Source organism: Pedobacter sp. FW305-3-2-15-E-R2A2 (genome assembly GCF_038446955.1).
GTDB lineage: Bacteria > Bacteroidota > Bacteroidia > Sphingobacteriales > Sphingobacteriaceae > Pedobacter.
The window spans coordinates 6,915,134-6,939,252 of record NZ_CP151803.1; the positions used below are offsets into that span (position 1 = coordinate 6,915,134).

Sequence of the window (24,119 nt, forward strand, 5' to 3'; positions counted from 1 at the left end):
TAACAAGTTCCCGTAATATGGTCACTACCAACACAAAATAATCAATCTAGAATGAAAATATTAGGCATACAGGTGCTACGCGGACCAAATATATGGTCTATCAACAGAAAAAAGTTAATTCAAATGCGCCTTGACCTGGAGGAGATGGAGCAAAATCCAACCAATGTAATTGATGGATTTGCAGAAAGGATTGAAAAGTTAATACCAAGTCTATATACGCATCGTTGTTCAAAAGGTGCACCCGGAGGATTTCTGATGAGGATACAGGAAGGCACCTGGATGGGACATGTAATCGAACATATCGCATTAGAAATTCAAACCCTTGCAGGAATGGATACCGGCTTTGGCAGGACACGGCAAACGAAAACTGACGGCATTTATAATGTCGTATTCAGCTATCTGGAAGAAAAAGCAGGACTTTATGCCGCCGAAGCTTCGGTAAGGATTGCAGAAGCACTCATCAATGGAACGGATTATGATCTGGAACATGACATTCACCGCATGCGCGAGCTAAGAGAACTGGAGCGCCTTGGTCCAAGTACGGGCTCTATCGTTAATGAAGCCATTTCGAGACACATTCCATGGATCCGGTTGAACAAAAGTTCACTGGTACAACTGGGATATGGAAAGAATCAAGTCCGCTTCCGTGCGACGATGACTGAGAAAACAAATTCAATCGCAGTGGACATTGCCTGCAATAAGGATGAAACAAAGAGACTTTTGCAGGACTCTGCCATCCCCGTTGCAAAAGGCGTAACCATATCCGATCCTAATGACCTTTCCGACGCCATTAAAAAAGTAGGGTATCCACTGGTATTTAAGCCACTTGATGGAAATCATGGAAAAGGAGCGACCATCAATGTAAAAACGGATGAAGCAGCTAAAGAAGCCTTTGAATATGCACAAAACTATTCCCGAAAAGTCATCATTGAACGCTTCATTAACGGCTATGACTTTAGAATCCTGGTAATTGATCATAAAATGGTTGCTGCAGCGCTTCGTGTTCCTGCACATGTGACCGGAAATGGCCAACTGACGATTCAGCAACTCATTGACAAAGAAAATACAGATCCCAGACGAGGCTATGGCCATGAGAACGTATTAACGGAAATCACCGTAGACCGCGACACACTGGATCTTCTGGCAAAAAAAGAATATACACTGGAAACCATCCCTTCGCAAGGGGAGATTGTTTACCTGAAATCTACGGCAAATTTAAGTACCGGAGGGACCTCTATTGATGTAACTGATCTTGTCCATCCACAAAATGTCTTTATCAGTGAGCGGATATCCAGAGTCATCGGACTAGACATCTGTGGTATCGATATCATGGCAGAAAATCTGACGCAGCCCTTAACCGAAAATGGAGGAGTCGTACTCGAAGTAAACGCAGCTCCCGGTTTTAGAATGCACCTGGCCCCAAGTGAAGGCCTTCCAAGAAACGTTGCTGCTCCGGTAATTGACATGCTTTACCCTCCTGGAAAATCTGCGATAATTCCAATTATCGCCGTAACAGGAACCAACGGAAAAACGACCACAACAAGGCTAATCGCCCATATTGTTAAAAGTAACGGAACCAGGGTTGGTTTTACCACATCAGATGGGATCTATGTACAGAATACCATGTTGATGAAAGGGGATACTACCGGTCCTGTGAGTTCAGAATTTATACTAAGAGATCCAACGGTAGAATTTGCCGTTCTGGAAACCGCAAGAGGCGGAATTCTGAGGGCCGGACTCGGCTTTAACAGATGCGATATAGGAGTTATTACTAATATTCAGGCCGACCATCTAGGCATCTCCGACATCCATACGCTTGACGATCTGGCCAGGGTAAAAGGAGTAGTTATTGGGGCGGTGAAAAGAAGTGGCTGGGGCGTTTTAAATGCAGATAATAAATACTGTATTAAAATTGCAGCCAATGCCGATTGTAATGTTGCCTACTTCAGTATGGATGAAAACAATCCTGTAATTGTGGAGCATTGTAAAAAAGGAGGAATAGCCGCCATTTATGAAAACGGCTATATCACGATCAAAAAAGGTGACTGGAAAATCAGGGTAGAGAAAGTAACTCATGTTCCATTGACCTTTGGCGGCAGTGTTGATTTTATGATTCAGAATGTACTGGCGGCAACACTAGCTACTTTCCTTTGGGGCTATAAGATTGAAGATATCCGCATGTCTTTAGAAACATTCATTCCTTCCGCAGCACAAACACCAGGCAGGATGAATACGTTCAAATTTAAGGAATTTCAAATCATGGTCGACTTTGCACATAATCCTGATGGGTATAGTGGCATTAAGTCGTATTTAAAGACTATTGAGGCAACAGAACATGTTGGTGTCATTTCTGCTACGGGCGACAGAAGGGATTCAGACATCAGAGAAACTGCAAAAATTGCCGCTCAAATGTTCAATAAGATTATTATCTGTCAGGAGAAATACCTTCGTGGCCGAAATCAACAAGAGCTAATTGACTTACAGATTGAAGCTATTCGTGAGATTAATCCGGATATGGATATTATCATTAACAATAGCGGAGATGATTGCCTGAAATATATTATTGCGACTGCTCGTTCAGGATCATTTATTACCATTTTAAGTGATACTATAGACCAAGCGATCATTAAGGTCTCCGATTATCTTGATAAAGAATTCGGAATGTAATAAGACACTTATCTTTTGAAATGCCCCCATAAAGTTAAGGGGGTATTTTAATTTTATAAAAGTTACTGTTAAAAAAGAGGCCATTACTATTCAAAGGCTGAAACCTTTGCCCTGAAGGGGGCAAAATTTCTATGCCTTTTCTTAGAACGGCTTCTTTTTTTTAGAAATCAAGGGCCAAATCACAGCTGGTCGTAAAACCGATCACCACAATGATCAAATTAAAAATCCTGCAGGTTTACACCCCCTTTAAGAGCGGTACAAACGTGCAGGATTTTAAAAAAAGAGAAATTTCTTTGAAGACATTCGAATATTTGCCCTTCAGCAAAGATTCGGGGATGAAAAGAGATTTCTCTTTTTTAAAGTCTTATATTTTATTAAATTTCAGATAACCAAGATTGATCTCATCTTTTTGTTGTCCTTCGTGAAGCTCAATCTTCAGGTCATACTGAAGTCTAAGTTCTTCCGAAAGGACATCAACGATTTCAAAAGCATCATCTACATCTACTCCATATTTATCATCAATATGAGAAGCTGCGCCTTCAAAACCAGTATGTTTATAAAATGCCGTTTGTTTTGCCTGCTGAATGGCTGAAGCCTTATCTGTAGCAACAATCAGCATCTTATAATGTGGTTCATCAAACACACCAGGCTTATACCCTCCTAAATTTATAAAGAATAAGTTGTTTGTTTGATTGGAAATGCTTCCTTTAGCTACCACCTGTATTTGGTAACCATTTACTTCGGTCACTTCACGCCAGGCATCTACATGGATTTTCTCCCCCGCCTCAGGCCAGAAATCAAGAATCTCCTGTTTCAAATCCTTTAATGAATCCGCGATTGAAAAAAACATATCGTGTTGTTCAATACGACGGGGTGGCGGTGTACAACCGAGCATCAACATAAATAACTTGGGTGATTGCATGGAATTAGGCATTTTTCTTCTTTAATGATTGGCTTTGATCTCCTCGATTAGTTGTTTACAGCGTTCTTCAATTTGTAGAAATACAGGCTCAAAAAGTCGTTCATCAAAATAAGGGTCAGCAACTTCAAGATCTTCTGGCAGGAACAGAGACACTTTCTCGCGGTGTTCCTGTTCTCCGGCCAGTTTAAGTACATCTTTTAAATTATTCTGATCCATCACCAGAATCAGGTCAAATTCATCAAAATAATTTTTGTTAAAGTGTCTGGCTCTTTGTTTAGAAATATCATAACCGAATTTCCGGGCAACAGAAATACTTCTTTTGTCGGCGGGCTCATTCACATGCCAGTCTCCTGTACCGGCAGAAGCGATCTCCCAACCCAATTCCTGTTCATCAACTAAATGACGCATGATCCCTTCTGCCAATGGAGAGCGGCAGATATTGCCCAAACAAACCATTAGAATTTTCATGTATACTATTTATAGATGTCGTTAATGATATTTGCAAGACATACTCCACCTTTTAACAACTGGGTGTTTAAAAGCTCCAGAAAGTCAAAATTGTACCTATAGCTAAGTTTATCTTCCGGCTTTGTACTCGCATATATTTTATTACATGCTTCGTAAGAACCATAAACGTAATCTTTTAACGAACTGCTTTTCCATTCTGTTAGTTGACCTTCAGAAGGATGATTAATGGCAGTCGTGTATTCCGTATAACTTAATTGCTGGTAATCAATCAGACCTTCGTCCCAAACTTTATGCAGATTAGATTTTTCTCCGAACCAGGTTACATATACTTTATTTCCACCCAGGTCTTCTTTGCGCGCGGTATGCATTGGCTGATTTAAATCGCCAACCAAATGGACAAGCATGCGCATAGCCAGTCTCTTCTGATCTGCAGTACTTTGAGGATTTTTCAGCACAGATACCATTTCAGGAATCTTGTTGTAAACATTTGGACCATGGTCGGTATCCAGGAAGTTGAAAACTCCTTGTTTGTCAAGGTCAGCGGGAAGGTTTACAAAATGCCAGTTGTATAGATAATTGTAGGCGGTATCGGATTTAATGAAATCTCCCCAGGTACTCGCCATGGCCAGACTTTCCGTACCTAAAACTCCTTTAACACCCTTAAGTGCCCTGTTTGTAAGGTGTGCCTCGGCAACCTGTCCAACGATTCTGTGGCCAAGCATTCCCCATGCACTGGCATTTAGTGGAAGGTAGGCCATTACCGCAAGAGTTAAGGCAACCTTTAGTGATTTATTGATTGATTTGATTTTCATAGGAATGTATTTTAAAAGGCTTATAGCGCTTTGGGTTTACAAATAATTTTCTCTTTCAAAACCAGATTGCATTCTCTTTGGTCACTTGCACTTTGAAGGAATAGCTTATTGGGCTCAAAGGACTTAATATAAAAGCTTTTGATATACCTCCCAATCTGATAACAACCGGAAATTTTTTGTTTATAGTTGGCTTTGGTATAAGTTCCTTCCAGAATCAGGCTGTCATTACGAACCTCATAGACTCCTTTGGCATACTCTTTCCAAACGCCGTTATTAAAACAGGAATCAGGATAGTAATTTACTTTAGAATGCGTGGTTAAGTCTACATAGAATGAATCACAGGTAAACTTAAATTTATGCTGCGTATAATTCAGCAACTTCCCGGCATTGGGGATACTATCCTGATTCCAAACACCCTGTAAAAAAGCCTCACCTTTACCCTGTACATTAGGCAGCCTGCTGCACGAAACGAACAGGCCTGAAATGAGTAAAAGGGAACTTATCAATCTCCACATATCGGGGTATTTTTATCAATTATTTTAAACTTCCGACCATATCTTCCGGACGAACCCATTCATCAAACTGTTCGCCAGTCAGTAAACCAAGTTCAACTGCTGCTGCACGTAATGTTTTGTTTTCTTTATGTGCTTTTTTTGCGATTTTCGCTGCGTTCTCGTAACCTACATGAGGATTCAATGCCGTTACTAACATCAGAGAGTTTTCTAAATGTTTCTTAATTTCAGGAAGGTTAGGCAAGATACCTTCAGCACATTTATCATTAAATGACACACAGGCATCTCCAATCAGACGACCTGACTGCAATACATTTGCTGCGATTACCGGTTTGAAAACGTTCAGCTCAAAATGGCCATTGCTTCCACCTATTCCAACAGTAACATCATTACCCATTACCTGAGCACACACCATTGTCAATGCTTCCGGTTGTGTCGGATTAACTTTACCTGGCATAATAGAAGATCCCGGTTCATTGTCAGGAATGATGATTTCACCGATTCCACAACGCGGTCCAGAGCTTAACATTCTCACATCATTAGCCACTTTCATTAGAGAAACTGCAGTGCGTTTATACGCAGCAGACAATTCCACCATCGCATCATGGGCTGCAAGGGCCTCAAATTTATTTGGAGCAGTTACAAAAGGAAGACCTGTTAATTCTGCAATTTTCTGAGCCACGAGTACATCGTATCCTTTTGGGGTATTTAAACCTGTACCTACGGCAGTACCACCAAGAGCCAGTTCACTGATCATGACCAGTGCATTTTTAATCGCTCTGATGCTATTGTCAATTTGCTGAACATATCCGGAAAATTCCTGACCTAAAGTAAGTGGGGTTGCATCCATAAAATGGGTACGTCCTGTTTTAACAATGGTACTGAATTCTGCTACTTTCTTTTCTAAAGTATTGCGTAATTTCTCTAAACCTGGAATGGTAATTTCTACCGCTTGTTTATAAGCCGCAATGTGCATTGCAGTAGGATATGTATCATTGGATGATTGAGATTTATTCACATCATCATTCGGATGTAAGACCTTTTTTTCATCCGAAAGATCCCCGCCATTTAAAACATGTGCACGGTAAGCAATCACTTCATTTGCGTTCATGTTACTTTGCGTTCCTGAGCCCGTCTGCCAGATCACCAAAGGGAATTGCTCATCTAAATCACCTGCAATCACCTCGTCACAGGCTTGTGCAATTAAATCTGCTTTTTCTGCAGTCAATACCCCTAATTCTGTATTGGCTAAGGCCGCTGCTTTTTTAAGGTAACCAAAAGCATGTATAATTTCCTTTGGCATAGATGCCTCAGGCCCTATTTTAAAATTATTACGTGAACGTTCAGTCTGAGCCCCCCAATATTTATCGGCAGGTACCTGCACTTCACCCATGGTATCGTGTTCGGTTCTAAAATTCATAGTGTTAAATATTTTATTTCGCAAATTTAGGCTTTTTATACTTTTAAAATGGGCATTATTGTCAGATGTTTAATACAGTTCAAAAAAAGCAATAAATCTATCCTGCAGCTCTCATTTCTGTTTCTAAACGGACTACAAAAAACGGATCTACAGGATTACATCAGCTAAAAAACAAAACATTCTGAAAACAAAGCTCCTAATCAACAATGTTTAAAACTCTTTTGCGTTTAAAGCCTTAATATTCCTTATTTTTCGGGCGTTTAAAAGTATTTTATTATTCATGACTTATCGTAATATTTTAGCCGTGGCTTCAATGGCCACTTTTTTGTTTTTTGCCTGCTCCAATTCAAAGAAAAACGCAGCCCATACTGTACCTAGTAAGGAACGGACTGCGGAAGACGACAAAGCCGACAGCCTCTTACTGGCTTACAACCCTGCCAAAGGCGATAAATTCATCGCTGATTTTGTAGAGAACCTACATAAGAAATATGGCTTCAATGGGAACATGCTCGTCGCAAAAGATGGTAAAATTCTTTACGAAAGAGCTATAGGATGGGCAGATTATCTGCACCGCGACAGTTTGAAAATAAATTCAGAGTTTGAACTCGCCTCTGTAACCAAAACTTTTACAGGCACTGCAATTATGCAGTTAATAGAGCAGGGAAAGTTACACCTAACAGATGATGTAAAAAAATTCTATCCTAACTTTCCTTACGAGGGCATTAATATTAAGTTACTCCTGACTCACCGAAGTGGCATGATGAACTATGTTTATTTTTCTGATGGCATCTGGAAGGACAAGAAAAAACCGATGAGCAATAATGACGTAATGAACCTCATTGCAGAATATAAGCCAAACCGCTATGCAAAACCTGATACCCGTTTCCATTACAACAATTCCAATTATATGGTGTTGGCTGCGATCATTGAAAAGGTGACCGGTAAACCTTATGCAGATTATATGATGGAGAATATCTTCAAACCATCAGGAATGAAACATACGCACGTATATTCAACAACTGTTTATCCAAAAATCCCTGTGGATGTAGTTGGCCATGACCGGACCTGGAGATATTCAGTCGTACAAAATTTCCTGGATGGTCCTGTTGGTGATAAAGGAATTTACAGTACATTGCATGACTTGGTTTTATATGACAAAGCGTTGAAAAATGGCCGTCTTTTGAAAAAAGAGAGCTTAGATTCCGCATATAAAGGACATAATAAACCCATCAACGGGCATTTTAATTATGGCTACGGGTGGCGCATGTTTGATGGTGAAAACGGCAGAAAAGTGGTGTATCACACCGGTTGGTGGCATGGATTCAGACATATCTATGTACGCGATTTCCAGAAGAACATTGTTGTGATTTTTCTGGGCAATTTAACCAATGGAAGCCTGATGCACTTAGATGATTTATATAAACATCTTGGCATGCCAATTATCAGAAAAGGAGCATATTCCGGTTCAGGATCTCTTCCAGGAAGCGACGAAGATTAAGACAAATTAAGAAATTTTATCGAAGGCGATACCTCTGCTTCTTTTGTTGAGGTATGTTTTCAACAAACTATTTTCAGGGAGTTCCAGCTTTGGATCTCCCTCAAGAATATTGATCACCGTATTTCTTGCTTCCTGCAAGATCAGCTGATCTGTAGCCAGATCTGCCAGTTTCAATTCCAATACCCCACTTTGCTGTGTCCCGGTAATATCCCCAGGGCCCCGCAGTTGCAGGTCGATTTCAGAAATCTCAAAACCATTGTTTGTTTTTACCATAGTATCCAATCTCAGGCGACCATCCGCACTCAATTTGTTTCCAGACATCAGGATACAATAAGACTGCTCTGCTCCTCGCCCTACACGCCCCCTTAACTGGTGCAACTGGGACAGTCCAAACCGTTCCGCATTCTCAATGATCATGATAGAAGCATTAGGAACATTCACCCCAACCTCGATCACAGTTGTGGCAACCATGATTTGGCTCTTCCCCTCTATGAAGCGCTGCATTTCAAACTGTTTGTCGGCATTACTCATTTTTCCATGCACAATACTGATTTGGTAATCAGGCCTCGGAAACTGGTAACTCATTTGCTCTACTCCTGCTTCCAGGTGTAAAAGATCCAGTTTTTCGCTTTCCTTGATTAAGGGATAAACGACATATACCTGGCGTCCTTTCGCAATCTCGTCCTTCATGAATCCAAACATTCTCAACCTTTGTCCTTCGTAAAGGTGTCTGGTTTCAATCGGTTTTCTGCCAACTGGCAATTCATCAATCACCGATACATCCAGATCTCCATATAAGGTCATCGCCAAAGTTCTCGGGATTGGCGTAGCGGTCATCACCAGAATATGTGGAGGCACTGCATTCTTACGCCAAAGTTTAGCCCTTTGTTCTACTCCAAAACGATGTTGCTCATCAATCACAACTAAAGCCAGATTTTTAAACACCACTTTATCTTCAATCAGTGCATGAGTACCGACCAAAATATCAATCTCTCCGGCCTCCAGCTCCTCATGGAGTTTCGTTCTTTGCTTTTTGGTAGTACTACCTGTCAGGATTGCCACTTTAGCCAAACGTCCATTTAATAGCGATGCAATAGATTCATAATGCTGCCGCGCCAGGATTTCCGTCGGCGCCATCATACAAGCCTGGTAACCGTTGTCAATCGCCAGCAACATACTCATCAGTGCTACTACCGTTTTTCCACTTCCAACATCCCCCTGTACGAGTCTATTCATTTGAATCCCTCTTTGGGTATCCATTCTGATTTCCTTGATTACCCGCTTCTGGGCACCGGTGAGTTCAAAGGGAAGTATTTCTTTATAAAATGTATTTACAGCTTCTCCAACAGCATTAAACTGATGTCCTTTGAACTTCCACTCTCTGATTTGCTTATTATGCAGGAGCTGAAGCTGAATAAAGAATAGTTCTTCAAATTTCAATCTTCTTTCTGCCCCCTTTAATGCCTTTACATCCCGGGGGAAATGGATACTCAAAAGCGCTTCCTTTTTGGTTACCATCTGGTATTTATCCAGAATATAGGCAGGCATACTTTCCCTTACCTCCGGCAGAAGTTGTTCGATCACCAGGGTTTGCAACTTCTGAATGCCCTTACTATCGAGAAAGAATTTCTTTAGTTTTTCTGTAGAATTATATACCGGCTGTAGCCTTAGATTCCCTGTAATGGTGGCTGGTCTTGGATAGCTTTCCAATTCGGGATGAGAAATACTGAAAGAACCATTGAAGGCTGCAGGCTTACCAAAGACAATATAAACCTTTCCACGGGAAACATTTTCATCCACCCATTTTAAGCTTTGAAACCACACCAGCTCAATAGATCCCGTTTCATCCGTAAGGCGTGCAACGATTCTCTTTTTATGCTTTTCTCCAATCTGTTCCTTCCCAGTGATCCGTCCAAGAATCTGAACATAGGGAAGATCGGTATCGAGCTCATTAATTTTATAGAATCTTGTCCTGTCTATATACCGGAAAGGAAAATAGTTCAACAGGTCATCATAGGTAAAAATACGCAATTCTTTCTGTAAAAGCTCAGCGCGCTTAGGCCCTACACCTTTAAGATATTCTATGGTGGTATCTAAAGTAGCAGCAAACAAGGCTTTAAATATTTTTTTTCTTAAATGTAAGTATATCTTTTAGTATGCTCCAATTAAATACAATGATAGAGATCAGCAGCAAAAGGTAAGCAAGTAGCTTATTTGAATCCACATGCTCATTGAAGTGCAGAATTGCCACTGTAAAAGCAATGATGGGGTTGGTATAAATGATGATCCCAAGTGTGGAGGAAGGAATACCAATCAGGGCATACAAACTCAAAAACAATGGGATGATGGTAAAAAACACGGCTACGACAATAATATTTCCCCAAAACCAGGAGTCCATCGGGATCGTTGCATGCTGAAAAAGATAAAAAGGCAGCATTAGCAATACCGCAAGACCGATTTGTACCGACAATACATTCAGTTTATCAAGGTGTTGCATTTTACGTTGGATGATCAGGTAGAAGGCATATAGTGAGGCGATGACGACCGACCACATTACTTCCACAAAAGAACCTGTTGCCAGTAGGATAATGCTCAGCAATGCGATGGCAAGAGAAATCAGCTTTAACCGCGATAAATGTTCTTTTAGCAGAATAAACCCACCGAATGCAGTAATCAGTGGACAAACCATATAAGCAAAAGCTGCTGATTGAAGGCTGACATTATTTACGGCATAGATATAAGTATACCAGTTTGAGGTTAATAAGACAGTAGAGGCAACGATCTGTAAGCCGATCATACGTTTCCCTTTCCTGTCTAATCCTGCAAGATAATCAAGATCTTTTCTAATTTGCTTTTTTCTAAAGACCAGAATCGCGATCCAGAGAAAGACCATGGACGTAAAGATTCTGTAATAAAGAATTTCCTGAGAAGGAAAGGCTTTAAGATTTCTAAGCGGGATAGAGAAAAACCCCCATATAGCAAAAGATAAGACCCCTGCAAAGAAGTACCTCAAATTTGATTTCCCCAAAACTTAGCCTTTACAAGCGATCATAGAAATCTCTACATTTACGCCTTTAGGCAAGCCTTTAACGGCAACCGTTTCGCGTGCAGGAAAGTTACTGCTACTTTCAAAATAAGTACCATACACTTCATTTACTTCTGAAAATAAAGCCATATCCGTTAGAAAAATCGTGGTCTTTACAACATCATTAAAACTGTATGAAGCTTCTAACAATACCGCTTTAATATTTCTCATCACCTGATGGGTTTCTTCAGAGATAGATGACTGAGTAAGTTCTCCCGTTTGCGGATTTATAGCAACCTGGCCCGATAAGAACAAGAAACCATTTGCTTTTACGGCCTGACTGTAAGGACCAATTGGTGCCGGCGCATTGTTAGTGTTAAATATCTGCTTCATCTTTATATAGTTTTATTTCGTTCTTAAAATTCAGGGGTTCAGGTAGCTTTCGGTTTTGTTTACTTCAGAAAAATCAAGTCTATTAATTTCCAGAGCACACCAGCTACAAAGACCGTAATCGCAATGGCATTAATCACATGCATGATTTTCAAATTAATATTACTGGGCCTGTTGGGGTCTTTTTTTCTGAATAGATACATACCATTACAAATGTAGGAATAAAAAAAAGAGGGCTTCAAAATTGAAGCCCTCTTTTTTAATATTTACTTAGAAATAATTAGTTTCTAGCAGATTCAACGCGACGGTTTTGGATACGACCTTCTTCAGTATCGTTTGAAGCGATTGGATTAGCTTCACCATGACCTTTAGTTACAACTTGACTAGCGTTAACACCAGAGTTAACTAAGTAAGTTTTAACAGAGTTAGCTCTGTCTTTAGATAATTTCACATTGTATGCAGCAGTACCTTCGCTTGAAGCATAACCGTTTACAGTTACTTTACCACCGTTTTCACGCAATACTGAAGATAATTTATCTAAAGTAGGGTAAGACTCAGTTTTTAAAACTGAACTGTTGAATTCAAATTGGATAGTTTCGAAACCAGTTACGTTACCAGTGTTTGGAGCTACAACTGTCTCTACTTTAGGTAGAGGACATCCTGAACCATCAACTGCTGTTCCTGCTGGAGTACCTGGACATTTATCGAATTGATCAGCAACACCGTCACCATCAGAATCTTTTTTCAAAGCTTCAACAGATTGTTCAACGTTAGATACACGAGTTTTCAAAGCTTCAACTTCCTGACGTAATGAAGGATCTTTCAATTCATCATACATTAAAGCAAGTGGGTTAACCCAGTCAAGGTTTGGTTTAGATTTAGAACCTAGAGAGAATTCTAAACCAGCATATCCGTAAGAGAATTTATCTTTAGTAGTTGCTTTAGCGTACAATCCATCAAAGTTATCTCCGTCGATGAAGTGCATAGTGTAACCTAAGTTAAATGACACACGGTCAGATACTTTAAATTTAACACCAGCTCCAACTGGGATATAAGCTTCTTTAATGAAGTCTTTATCTCCGTCTTCGCCATATTTACCTTTGTTGTCAACACCGTTAAGCTTAGGATTGTAAGCTACTAAACCGTAACCAGCTGTTACGAAGAAGTTTACAGAGTTTTCGCGACGTAAGAAGTCAACAGTTGCTACGTTAACAACACCTCTTAAATCCACTGCATATTGCATTTCAGTTTCAAATTCTTTGATACCTGGAAGAGCACCTGGACCACCATCTTTGTTAGTTCCAGAAACTTTTCCACGGAAAATGTTACCTTCTAAACCGAATGCATGACCTAGTTGTTTTCTCAATGAGATACCATAACCTAAGTTTACGTCTGCATTAGTGAAATCATTAGTACCACCGATTGCAACAAATGGAGATAAAACACCACCATTGATACCGATTGACCATGATCTGTACTGTGCTCTTCCACCAAATACCTTGGCTGAAGATGAAGTCGCTGGAGCATCTTGTGCACTAGCAAGAGTCGTTGCTCCCATTAATGCTACGAAAGAGACTGCAAGACCCTTTTTTAAAGTAGAATAATTCATAATTTTCTTTTTTAAGGTTAAACAAATTTTAATTGTATAATTTTTTTGTGTAGCAAAATTAAACAAATTTTTAAATTCTCACAATAGCTACACAAACTCCGTTCCAAACTTGAAAAGTGTCACTAATTACCTAAATATGCCCTTTAATCAGGGGAATATTATCCAACAGGAGAACATACAAACCAAGACGAACATTTGTTTTAAAAAAACCAAAACACACTGAGGACCAATGCGATAAGACTTTTTCTGAAAGGTTACAATTCCTTAACATAAGGATACTATAATTGTGGTGTAAAAGATACACCCAGCATTCTTAAGCCGGATATTCCGTCACACCATGTCACCATCTGACAGGTGTTGTCCTATTCGATTGGACAAAGAAGTCCTTTTTTCAAGACAATTATATACTTTTGCTAGTTCAGGGGAATCAATATGTTCTCTTTTTTTAATTATCAGCTATATGGCAATTCCGAAAATTATACATCAAACTTTTAAAACATCAAAATTGCCTTTCTTAACGCGTTGGCACATATCCAGATTAAAAAAAAGAAATCCTGAATATTCCTACGAATTTTATGATGATCAACGTGTCGAAAAATTTATCCTTAAGGAATTTGGGGAAGAAGTCTTCAGACTGTACCAAAAAATTAACATAGGGGCTGCAAAAGCAGATTTTTTTCGATATGCTGTTCTTCTAAAAAAAGGAGGGGTTTATCTGGACATCGACTGTCACCTTAAGAGTCGCTTAAAAAGCTTTATCAACGCCGATGACGTTGCCGTATTATCTCCTGAAAAAGATCCAACCTTCTTTGTTCAATGGGCGATGTTCTATGATGCCGGGCATCCATTTCTCCTCAAGACCGTGGAAATGGTTTTAGAGAATATCCGTCAAAACAAATACCCGAATGACGTCCACAAAATGACGGGCCCAACAGTATATTCACTTGCCATCAGACAATGCCTGGAAGCAAACCCAAATATTCCATACCGATCATTCGGGGTGGAATATAACCATCACCTTCGAGATAAGTATAAACTAGCCAAGTTCTTTCTTTATGAAAAGAAATCAGAGCACTGGAAAAAGCTGCAATTGACTTCAACTGTACTCAAGACGGGCCGGCCTTAAGTTGCCGGGTTCAAATAATCATCTACGAACCGGTATAAACTAAAATCCGTCATCTTCATCGCTTCAGCTATATGTTGCCGGAGATCTTGTTTTTCTATATCCTTCATTCTCAGGTTTTGAATCAGCCGGTATGCTTTTTCTGTATATAGGTACAAACGGCGATACTGATCACGATAATTTGCTTTAGTGATCCAGTCCAGCAGTTCATCAATTCCAACATTTTTATCTGCAACAGTTTTTAGAACAGGGATATTTTCATGTCTGTCCCGCACCATTTTTTTTAAATTATTTGCGAAAGTATCTGCACCATCCCTATCTGATTTATTCACGACAAAAGCATCTCCAATTTCCATCAGTCCGGATTTGATGTGCTGAATTTCATCTCCGGCTTCAGGAACCAGCACAACTATCGTAATATCAGCCAATCCGGCTATTTCTATTTCCGACTGGCCTACCCCAACAGTTTCCACAATTACATAATCAAAACCAGCAGATTTTAACACGTCTACTAATTCAATGATTTTTGCAGACAAGCCCCCTACTGAGCCCCTGGTAGCGATGGAACGGATAAATACATTTGGTTTATTAAAGTGCGCCGACATCCGAACTCTATCGCCTAAAAGAGAGCCCAGATTAAAAGGCGAAGTCGGATCTACTGCTATAACCGCAATTCGTTTCCCTTGCTTGCTTAACTGCTCGATCATTGCATTTACCAATGTACTTTTCCCCGCTCCGGGAGGGCCGGTAATCCCGATCACCGGAACAGACTGATCAATAGGAAGGGCTTTTAAAAGCTCATCACTTCCTTTTAAATCATTTTCGACAAGCGTGAGTACTCTCGCCAATGCGTTAAAGTTCTGCTCCTTAATTTTAACCAGAAGAGATAAATGGGAATTCATTCTTTCATATTATTTTCTACAAATAAACGTATTTTATTTGAGCCTTATTCATCCTCTTTGCAGCCAGTTAAACAGGAAATATTGTTTATTTCAATCCGCTTCCTTTACCTATTAACTGTTTAATCATGAATTTACCAATATACTTTTCTCGGCCTTTCATCCATACATTAAGACTTTCGTGTTTAATGCGGATAACAAGAAAATAATGCAAATAATCCTATCGTAATGAAGTCTTTTGATTTTTAACTTATTATCCCCGAAAAGCGACCAGGGTTCATCCTTGTTATAAAACAGCGACTAAATCCGTACCTTTGGTAAATTTCTAAATTTTAATGAAGACTTACTTTAGATTATTATCATTTGCCAAGCCTATAGAGAAGTATGCTATTCCTTATTTCATAGCTACACTACTTGCAATTGTATTCAATACTTTTCTTTTCGCTTTATTAGGCCCCTTACTAGAAACGTTGTTTTCTTCAGGAAGCTCGGCTTCGCAAACAATGATGGCAAAAGCAGCCTCACTAGACTTTATAGGAAAATTCAACGATTATATCAATTATACCATTACTACTTACGGTAAACTATATACCTTAAAAATAGTGTGTGCTATTATTGTTACTTCCGTATTTCTAGCAAATTTTTTCCGTTACCTTTCACAGCGTTTTATGGAAGATTTAAGGGTTCATACCCTATTAAACCTACGTAAAACAGTGTTTAATAATGTTATGGACCTTCACATTGGTTATTTTAGCAATGAGAAAAAAGGTGACATCATCTCAAAAGTTGCATCCGATGTTCAAGTCGTTCAAGGCACAGTTACGAATACGCTTCAGGTTGTATTTAAAGAACCTTTACAACTTCTTTTTTATATCGCTATCCTTCTCTCTATTTCCGTAAAGCTAACATTGTTCTCCCTGCTGGTTATTCCTGTTTCAGGCTTTATCATCAGTAAAATTGTTAAAAGATTAAAAGAACAAGCCAAAGAAGCACATGAAAGTTTTGCAAAAATGATTGGTTTTCTGGATGAAGCTTTGGGCGGCATTAGAATTATTAAAGCATTTAATGCAACCAGAAGAATAAAAGAAAAGTTTCATGAGGAAAATGTCTTTTATTCTAATCTTAACAGAAAAATGGCACGAAGACAGCAATTGGCATCTCCGGTTTCCCAGACTTTGGGGGTATTAGTTGTTGTTTGTATTGTGTTATATGGCGGAACGATGATTTTAAATAATCAAGGAGATCTTAGCCCGTCTAAATTTCTTGTTTATATCGCTACCTTCTCACAAGTAATGCAGCCAATTAAAGCCATAGCAGACTCCTTTTCAGGAATTCATTCTGGAATAGCTGCAGGGGTAAGAGTACTGGATTTGATCGACACCAAGCCACAACTAACTGACAAAGAAGGTGCAATTGAACTCAATGGATTTCAGAATAGCATCCGGTTTGAAAATGTCAATTTTAATTATGGTGAAAAAGAGATATTAAGTAACATCAACCTGACCATTAATAAAGGTCAGACCATTGCTCTTGTTGGCCCTTCCGGGGGTGGAAAAAGTACCCTGGTTGACCTTATTCCAAGATTTTATGACCCCAACACAGGAAATATTTTTATTGATGACATAAATCTTAAAGATGTTTCAATTGATAGCCTCAGGAATCAGATGGGCACAGTTAACCAGCAGTCTATCCTTTTTAACGACACCATACATAACAATATCGCTTTTGCAAAGCCAAATGCCACTAGAGATGAAATCATTCAGGCAGCAAAAATTGCCAATGCACATGACTTTATATTAAATACCACAAACGGATATGAGACTAATATAGGCGATAGTGGCAACAAATTATCTGGTGGACAAAAACAAAGAATCTGCATTGCAAGAGCGGTGTTGGCTAATCCTCCGATCATGCTTTTAGATGAAGCGACTTCAGCGCTGGATACAGAATCTGAAAAGCTTGTACAGGATGCCTTAAATAGATTGATGGAAAACCGTACATCTATTATCATTGCTCACAGGTTAAGCACCATACAACATGCAAACCTTATTGTAGTTATCGAAAAAGGAAGGATAGCAGAAATCGGTACTCATAGTACACTCATAAATCAAAATGGTTTATACAAAAGATTAATAGATATGCAGACTTTTGATGAATAATATTAATTAGATGAAGCCTACGATTTCACTTATTGTTGCTACATATAACTGGCCTGAAGCACTTAAACTTTGCTTATTAAGCATTAAAAGACAAACATCCCTACCCATAGAAGTGATTATCGCAGATGATGGTTCAGATATGCGGACAACTACGCTTATATCGGAAATTCAAAAGAACTTTCCAGTTCCTTTAGTTCGAATATGGCATGAGAATCTGGGATTCAGAAAATCCATCATCTTAAATAAGGCTATAAAAAAGGCTGCAGGAACGTATATCGTTCAGATTGATGGTGATGTGATTTTAGACCCTCATTTTCTGGAAGATCATGACGCTGCCGCACAACCAGGCTTTTTTGTCCGGGGGACCCGGGCGCATATCAGCAAAAAAAGAATTCCCGAAATCTATAAAAAAGAGCTGTTGGATTTTCACTTTTTATCTGCTGGCATAATTAACCGGTTCAATGCGATAAGAGCACCTTTTTTAGCCTTCCTTGTAGAAAAGAAAAGGAACAATTCAAATAGTGTGAGAGGCAGTAACCTTGCCTATTGGAAAGCAGACTTCATACAGGTAAATGGCTATAACAATGACCTGATGGGCTGGGGCCATGAAGATGAAGAGTTAGCTGCCCGATTCATTAACAATGGGATCTGGAAAAAATCGATTAAATTTAAGGCTGTTCAATACCATATTTCGCACGAAACATCATCCAGGGATCGCGAATTCATGCATTCTGAAGTTTTACAAAAAACGCTTCGGGATAAGCTGGAAACCTGTGCCAATGGTGTTGCTCAATCCTAACCAGTAAATTATGAGTAGTTTAACATATCCAAGTGTTTCATTAATTGTTTCCACCTATAACTGGCCGGAAGCTTTAAATTTATGCTTAATCAGTATCAGTAAACAGGTAGTATTACCCGATGAGGTCATTATTGCAGATGACGGTTCAACAGAGGAAACGCGTAAATTAATTGAAAAATTTCAACTTAATTTCCCTGTTCCTTTAATACATGTATGGCAGGAAGATGATGGATTTCAGCTTTCCAGAATTAGAAACAAAGCTATAGCAAGAGCAAAAAAAGATTATATAATTCAAATTGATGGTGACTTAATTCTGGAAAGGCATTTTGTTAAAGACCATTTAAAGTTCTGTGAAAAAGGAACCTTTGTTAGCGGAAGCAGAGTAATTATGGATAAAAAACTGTCTGAAGCCCTGCTAAAAGAAGGTCGAACGAAGGTTTATCTGAGTACGAAAGGACTTGTTAATGTTTTAAATGGACTACGGATCTCTTTTTTAGCTGCCTACATGAACGGCTATAAAAAAAACGACATTTATTATCTGAGAGGCTGTAACATGGCTTTTTGGAGAGATGACCTGATAAAGGTCAACGGGTATAATGAAGCCTTTGCAGGATGGGGAAGAGAAGATAATGAAATTGGGCTCAGGTTAATCAATTCTGGTATTGAAAAAAGAATAATTAAATTTTCGGGAATTGTATTCCACATTTATCACCCTGAAAAGCCGAGAAATAAGGTAAATATCAATGATGAGATTTTGAAGCAAACTGCCAAAGATAAATTAAGGTATTGTGAGAAAGGGTTAAGCCAATATGAGTAAGCCATTATTATCCATCATTATTGCTACTTACAATGCGGAAAAACATCTGCGCTCATGTTTGGAAAACATCAGGAAACAAAATACTGAGCAAATTCAGTTAATTATCATTGATGGGGCAAGTAAGGACCAAACATTGAAAATCATCAGAGAAAATGACTCAATGATAGATTTCTTCTTATCGGAGCCTGATAAAGGGGTATATGATGCCATGAATAAAGGAATTAAATACGCCAAAGGAGATTGGGTGTTATTTCTTGGAGCAGACGACCTTCTGGAGCAAGGATTTAATCATATGCTGAAAGAACTTAAATCGCCAAACACCATTTATTACGGCATGGTTGATGTTGGGGGGACAATCTACAAAGATGCTTATTCTGATTATCGTCTTTCAAAGCTAAATATCTGTCACCAGACAATACTATATCCCATTACTGTTTTTAACAAGTACAAGTACGACCTTAACTTTCCCATATTTGCTGATTGGGTACTAAATATCCAGTGTTGGACAGATGCCTGTTTTAAATTTGAATATAAACCCCATTTAGTTAGCAAGTTTGGTATTGAAGGCATTTCATCAACAGTTACAGATGTGGCTTTCGAACAACAAAGAAGCAGCATTATATTTAAATATTTTGGTCTTGTTACCTGGTTGCGTTTTAATTTCAGAATGTTAAAACAAAAGTTATTTCAAACAAGCCGTAAACCTAATTGAGAAGACATTTGCTATAAACCTCCATTGTTTGCTGAAGGCATTTTTCCATGCTAAAATTCTGTAGTCGTTTTTTGCCTTCCGATATCAGATCCGCTCTTAATGTTTCATTTGCCAAGAACATTTCTATTGTTGCAGCCATCTCTTTCTTATCTGCAGTATTCATGTAAACAGCAGCCTCTCCTGCAACCTCGATGAAACACGGTGTTTTACTCAAAATAACAGGGCATTCAGCCTCAAATGCTTCAAGTATAGGCAGACCAAAACCTTCATATAAAGAAGGATAAACAAATGCTTTTGCATTCTTATACATAGTATATAACATATCATCTGATACATTATATTGAACAGTTCTATCCAATATATCCAGATTTAACAAATGTGTGATCTCCGCTTCTGAGAAATGTCCTCCTCCGGCACAAACCATTTTCAATTCCGGATCATTCTTCATCACTAACGCGACCGCTATCGCTAAACTTTCGAAGTTTTTATATCCTTCTCTCCCACCAATAAACAAGATATAATGCGCTGGCAATTCATTACTCGGTTTGTAGTCATTTTTTATTAATGTATGACCATGATAAACTACAGTGATCTTTTCGGAAGGAACGTCCAACAGCCTCATCAGATCGATTCTGGTCGTTTCAGAAATAGCAATAATATGCTTTGCAGCTGCGACCAATAGCTTCTTATTTGCAGCGGTAACATCTTCGGGGCCAAAATATTCTGGAAATAGCTCATGTATCATATCATGAACCGTCAAAACAAAAGGCTTTTTCAATGTTTTTAAAAAATAAGGGTGATAATAAGTCGGATGAAAAATGTCAAAATCATCTTTTCTTATACAAAACCTACTATAAACTTTGTTCCATTTTGAAATTCTATTCTTACGCTTAAAAACAAGATTTCCAAACGAGTTCCCCAGTTTCCAGACTCTTTTATCTTTTAAATAATAGTTTTCCGTGTAGAGAACAGATACCTTCACCTTGACTTCTTTTTGCAGATCCAGGCCGGAGATTAAGGTTCCGAAATATCTGGATATTCCCCCAAACACCTGTGCATCGAATATTTGATGGTCAAACAGAATTTTCATGTATATTAAATAGCTAATGCGCTAAAATTAAAACAAATAATATACTTTTTCCAATTATAAATGTCTGAATAATTGAAAGAACAATGAATAGGCTGCAGAAATCAGGCATCGGCAAATTTAGCCTGCATTGGTAATTTTTAAATTTTTCGATGTATATTTATCCCTCCTATCTCTCTTTAAAAGAGATATCCTTTTTATTCGCATGATAAATTACCAGACTAAATCTCCTATATTATTTTTAATCTTTAATAGACCTGATACCACTTTACAGGTTTTTAATCAAATCCGGATAGCTAAACCAAAACGATTGTATATTGCTGCTGATGGTGCCAGGAAAAATCTGTTAAATGATGCCGCTCTTTGTGAAAAAGCTCGTGAGATCTCGACAAGAATTGATTGGGAATGTGACGTAAAAACTTTGTTCAGAGAAGAAAACCTTGGCTGTAAAAATGCGGTATCATCAGCAATTGATTGGTTTTTTGAGCAGGAGGAAGAAGGTATAATACTGGAAGATGATTGCCTTCCTTCAAGCAGTTTTTTTTCCTTTTGTGACCAAATGCTGGAAAGATATCGCATAGACTCCCGAATAAGACATATTACCGGCAGCAATCTGCAGCTTGGACAGTCCTGGGGCGAGGCAAGTTACTATTTTTCCAGAATTACAGCGGTATGGGGCTGGGCTTCCTGGAGAAGAGTCTGGAAAGAATATGATAAGGATTTGCTTCAACATAATGAAACAGAGGTTCAGCATCAGTTAAATAATATATTTGCTGATACTTTCATGGAATATCAGTGGATGAAGATATTCAGGGCGCTAAAGGCAAATGAAATTAATACCTGGGACTATCAGCTTGCATTAATTAATTATTTCAACAACGGCTTATCTGTTACACCAAATGTAAATCTGATTTCCAATATAGGTTTCAGAGCAGATGCAACCCATACACCTGATTCCGGTTTTGTTTACGCCCAGTTGCCATTGGAGGAGATAGGAGAAATGATACATCCCCAGTATTATCTGCCAGAAGCAGAGGCAGACAATTTCATTTTTAATAAAGAGTTTCGCCTTGACGAGATCAAAAAAAAACATTTTTCCTTGAGACGGCGATTTAAAAGATGGTTAAAACGCCTGTTTTAATTTGCTGCTAACCTTTTCGCCACCCAATTTACAGCAGGAGGCACCGGCTTCCCCAGTGCGATATAAATTCCGGATACCTCGGCAATATAAGAGATCAGCTTAAGTGCTTTTTTAGGTCTGAAAAATAATGAAAGGAGCAAGTATTTTTTTAGCGTCCTCGCAACAAATGTTCCTTCTTTTACAGATTGTTTCTCTAGTACTTTTATATACTCTGGAAATACTTCTAACATCACTGTACTATAACAAACACCTGTACCATAAGTAAGCCTTTTAAGATAGTCAAGAGTAGCCCGCTTCTCAGGAATGATATGAGTCATCTTCATTTCATGTGAAACTCCTGCAGCAGCGCCTTTGCTAACACAAAATAAAACCATCTGGGTATCTTCACCACTGGTCAGTTGTTTCCCTTTTCTACCGGACAAAGTGAATTGCCCCTGTTCTACCAATGCCATATACGCATTTAAATAAGATTTTTGAATGCATAGTCCGGTACCAAAAGGATAACAACTCTGCCAGGTTCTCTGATTTGAATAGGTAACATTGTTTTCAAAACGTTCCTGAAAAGCCTCCCTTGCAAAAACTTCCAAATCACTCCTGATTCCTCCAATAAAATCAACAAATACATTTCCAGGCCCCCATGCAACTACATTAGGGTATTTTTCACAGAGCCCATCTAAAGCTGTTAAATAGGCCGCATCTGGTTCATTATCATCATCAAAAAAGACAACCCACTTTCCTTCGGACTCTTGAATTCCTGCTATCCGGGCATGACTAAGTCCCTGTTCCTTCACTAAAAGCAACTTAGAATCAGGCGTGTTCTTTATAAAATCCCGGACATAATCTACATCAATCAAGGGCTCTTTGCTATTATTATCCACAAGAATAACCTCTGCTGTAAAATCACCAATATTAAGATGTGTTACGGCGTTTAAACAACGCTTTAAGAGCAATTCATCAGGATTATAAGTGCAAATAATAATAGAAAAATCCATTTTGATAATATTGATTTATGTTATATTTGAGTTTTAAAGTGTGAAGATACACTGATATAACTTAAAACAGCAAGAATCTATAGTACTTTAATTAATACCATCAGGTAGCATTTTAACTTTCGTCAATGCCCAAAGTCTCCATTATTATTCCGAATTATAACCATGCTATTTTTCTAAAACAGCGTATTGACAGTGTCCTTAATCAATCATTCCAGGATTTTGAGATCATCATATTGGACGATTGTTCAACTGACGATAGCAGAGACGTGATTGAATTGTATAAGAAAGAGCCACAGGTGTCAACAATCAGCTACAATAAACAAAATGGAGGAAACACCTTCCTTCAGTGGGAAAAAGGAATTTCGATAGCCAAAGGGGAATTCATATGGATTGCTGAAAGTGATGACTGGTGCGAAAATACGCTTCTGGAGGAGCTCATCTCTGGAATAAATAGTGATAAAAACTGTGCGATCAGTTACTGTCAATCCTATTGTATCGAACAAACAAATAAAATTAGCTGGCTTTCTCAGCACCCATATCTGATGGAACGGATGGACGGACATTCTTTTATTCAGCAATACATGGTCAATAACAATACGATCTTTAATGCAAGCATGGTGTTATGGAGAAAGGAACTTTTCAATTCTGTTTCAAAAGAATTCTTAAAATATAAGTTTTGTGGCGACTGGTTATTCTGGATTGAACTCGCAAAGCAGGGAAATGTTCATATTAGTGGCAAACTGATGAACTACTTTAGGAAACACGGGGCTGATGTAACTGGCAAAGCGACTAAAAGCGGCTTAAATTTCATAGAAAATATCCAACTTTTAAATCATATATATCTTGATAGGTTAATCCATGAGGAAGCCTATAGCCGGGCCTTTAAAAATCTCTTCAAGAAATATTGGAAAGAAAAAAGAGTACTTGACCCATTACTTATAAAAGAGATTGAGGCAACATTTAAAACTTCGTTATCCTCCAAAAGTAATTATTATAAACTACTGCTAAGCGCCATTTGGAAACATAAAAGCTAAACCGCTGTTCTGCCGATCCGGGACTATTATATC

The 24,119-nt window shown here is 38.6% G+C and carries 22 protein-coding genes; 9 read left to right on the forward strand and 13 right to left on the reverse strand.

The genetic code is table 11. The features are described from left to right. The first annotated feature begins 51 nt into the window (after positions 1-51). On the forward strand, positions 52-2,667 hold the full coding sequence (gene cphA, locus AAFF35_RS28130; RefSeq protein ID WP_342329779.1) for a cyanophycin synthetase: 2,616 nt from the start codon (positions 52-54) through the stop codon (positions 2,665-2,667). 364 nt (positions 2,668-3,031) lie between these two features. Here the strand turns inward: cphA and AAFF35_RS28135 are convergent, their stop codons facing one another. The 5 genes from AAFF35_RS28135 to fumC all read right to left on the reverse strand — a co-directional run bounded on the left by AAFF35_RS28135 (position 3,032) and on the right by fumC (position 6,801). Next, complete coding sequence (locus AAFF35_RS28135) at positions 3,032-3,517, reverse strand: DUF1543 domain-containing protein (protein WP_342329780.1); 486 nt, start codon at positions 3,515-3,517, stop codon at positions 3,032-3,034. A gap of 93 nt (positions 3,518-3,610) precedes the next feature. Continuing rightward, the gene (locus AAFF35_RS28140) at positions 3,611-4,057 is read right to left on the reverse strand and encodes a low molecular weight protein-tyrosine-phosphatase (RefSeq protein WP_342329781.1); all 447 of its coding nucleotides are present in this window, start codon (positions 4,055-4,057) and stop codon (positions 3,611-3,613) included. Positions 4,058-4,062: 5 nt separating this feature from the next. Then, the gene (locus AAFF35_RS28145; protein WP_342329782.1) at positions 4,063-4,869 is read right to left on the reverse strand and encodes a S1/P1 nuclease; all 807 of its coding nucleotides are present in this window, start codon (positions 4,867-4,869) and stop codon (positions 4,063-4,065) included. A 20-nt stretch (positions 4,870-4,889) separates the two neighbouring features. Continuing rightward, positions 4,890-5,384 (reverse strand): fumarate hydratase, encoded by a 495-nt coding sequence (locus tag AAFF35_RS28150; protein ID WP_342329784.1) that lies wholly within the window; start codon positions 5,382-5,384, stop codon positions 4,890-4,892. Positions 5,385-5,403: 19 nt separating this feature from the next. Continuing rightward, complete coding sequence (fumC, locus tag AAFF35_RS28155; protein ID WP_342329786.1) at positions 5,404-6,801, reverse strand: class II fumarate hydratase; 1,398 nt, start codon at positions 6,799-6,801, stop codon at positions 5,404-5,406. A 280-nt stretch (positions 6,802-7,081) separates the two neighbouring features. On the opposite strand from fumC, the gene AAFF35_RS28160 reads away from it, so the two are divergent. After that, complete coding sequence (locus AAFF35_RS28160) at positions 7,082-8,299, forward strand: serine hydrolase domain-containing protein (protein WP_342329787.1); 1,218 nt, start codon at positions 7,082-7,084, stop codon at positions 8,297-8,299. Between the two features lie 6 nt (positions 8,300-8,305). Here AAFF35_RS28160 and recG read toward each other — a convergent pair whose 3' ends face one another. The 5 genes from recG to AAFF35_RS28185 form a co-directional block, all read right to left on the reverse strand. Then, positions 8,306-10,411 (reverse strand): ATP-dependent DNA helicase RecG, encoded by a 2,106-nt coding sequence (gene recG / locus AAFF35_RS28165; protein WP_342329789.1) that lies wholly within the window; start codon positions 10,409-10,411, stop codon positions 8,306-8,308. A 4-nt stretch (positions 10,412-10,415) separates the two neighbouring features. Next, entirely contained in the window at positions 10,416-11,327 is a 912-nt protein-coding gene (locus AAFF35_RS28170) for an EamA family transporter (RefSeq protein WP_342329790.1), read from the reverse strand. Positions 11,328-11,330: 3 nt separating this feature from the next. Continuing rightward, positions 11,331-11,717, reverse strand: coding sequence for a RidA family protein (locus AAFF35_RS28175; RefSeq protein ID WP_074611561.1), 387 nt, complete (start codon positions 11,715-11,717; stop codon positions 11,331-11,333). A 59-nt stretch (positions 11,718-11,776) separates the two neighbouring features. Then, the gene (locus AAFF35_RS28180) at positions 11,777-11,917 is read right to left on the reverse strand and encodes a DUF6728 family protein (protein ID WP_342329791.1); all 141 of its coding nucleotides are present in this window, start codon (positions 11,915-11,917) and stop codon (positions 11,777-11,779) included. A gap of 77 nt (positions 11,918-11,994) precedes the next feature. Further along, on the reverse strand, positions 11,995-13,323 hold the full coding sequence (locus tag AAFF35_RS28185) for an OmpA family protein (RefSeq protein WP_342329792.1): 1,329 nt from the start codon (positions 13,321-13,323) through the stop codon (positions 11,995-11,997). A 370-nt stretch (positions 13,324-13,693) separates the two neighbouring features. On the opposite strand from AAFF35_RS28185, the gene AAFF35_RS28190 reads away from it, so the two are divergent. Next, complete coding sequence (locus AAFF35_RS28190) at positions 13,694-14,449, forward strand: glycosyltransferase (protein WP_342329793.1); 756 nt, start codon at positions 13,694-13,696, stop codon at positions 14,447-14,449. Here the strand turns inward: AAFF35_RS28190 and meaB are convergent. Beyond that, on the reverse strand, positions 14,446-15,348 hold the full coding sequence (gene meaB, locus AAFF35_RS28195) for a methylmalonyl Co-A mutase-associated GTPase MeaB (RefSeq protein WP_342329794.1): 903 nt from the start codon (positions 15,346-15,348) through the stop codon (positions 14,446-14,448). The genes AAFF35_RS28190 and meaB overlap by 4 nt on opposite strands. Positions 15,349-15,680: 332 nt before the next feature. Between meaB and AAFF35_RS28200 the strand changes: the two genes are divergently transcribed. From AAFF35_RS28200 to AAFF35_RS28215, 4 genes are read left to right on the forward strand one after another with little or no spacing between them, the layout of a single operon-like run. Further along, entirely contained in the window at positions 15,681-17,504 is a 1,824-nt protein-coding gene (locus AAFF35_RS28200; RefSeq protein ID WP_342329795.1) for an ABC transporter ATP-binding protein, read from the forward strand. Positions 17,505-17,514: 10 nt separating this feature from the next. Continuing rightward, positions 17,515-18,303, forward strand: a complete 789-nt coding sequence (locus tag AAFF35_RS28205) for a glycosyltransferase family 2 protein (RefSeq protein WP_342329796.1) — start codon at positions 17,515-17,517, stop codon at positions 18,301-18,303. A gap of 10 nt (positions 18,304-18,313) precedes the next feature. Next, on the forward strand, positions 18,314-19,120 hold the full coding sequence (locus tag AAFF35_RS28210; RefSeq protein ID WP_342329797.1) for a glycosyltransferase family 2 protein: 807 nt from the start codon (positions 18,314-18,316) through the stop codon (positions 19,118-19,120). Between the two features lie 58 nt (positions 19,121-19,178). Then, positions 19,179-19,832 (forward strand): glycosyltransferase, encoded by a 654-nt coding sequence (locus AAFF35_RS28215; protein WP_342329798.1) that lies wholly within the window; start codon positions 19,179-19,181, stop codon positions 19,830-19,832. Here AAFF35_RS28215 and AAFF35_RS28220 read toward each other — a convergent pair. After that, positions 19,825-20,922 carry a glycosyltransferase family 1 protein gene (locus tag AAFF35_RS28220; protein ID WP_342329799.1) on the reverse strand — a complete coding sequence of 366 codons (1,098 nt, stop codon included), beginning with the start codon at positions 20,920-20,922 and terminating at the stop codon, positions 19,825-19,827. The genes AAFF35_RS28215 and AAFF35_RS28220 overlap by 8 nt on opposite strands. 307 nt (positions 20,923-21,229) lie before the next feature. Between AAFF35_RS28220 and AAFF35_RS28225 the strand changes: the two genes are divergently transcribed. Next, a complete protein-coding gene (locus AAFF35_RS28225; protein ID WP_342329800.1) occupies positions 21,230-22,060 on the forward strand; it encodes a nucleotide-diphospho-sugar transferase in 831 nt (276 codons plus the stop codon). On the opposite strand, the gene AAFF35_RS28230 is transcribed toward AAFF35_RS28225, so the two are convergent. Then, a complete protein-coding gene (locus AAFF35_RS28230; protein ID WP_342329802.1) occupies positions 22,057-23,052 on the reverse strand; it encodes a glycosyltransferase in 996 nt (331 codons plus the stop codon). The genes AAFF35_RS28225 and AAFF35_RS28230 overlap by 4 nt on opposite strands. Before the next feature lie 125 nt (positions 23,053-23,177). Between AAFF35_RS28230 and AAFF35_RS28235 the strand changes: the two genes are divergently transcribed. After that, entirely contained in the window at positions 23,178-24,086 is a 909-nt protein-coding gene (locus AAFF35_RS28235; protein ID WP_342329803.1) for a glycosyltransferase, read from the forward strand. Positions 24,087-24,119 lie beyond the last annotated feature (33 nt).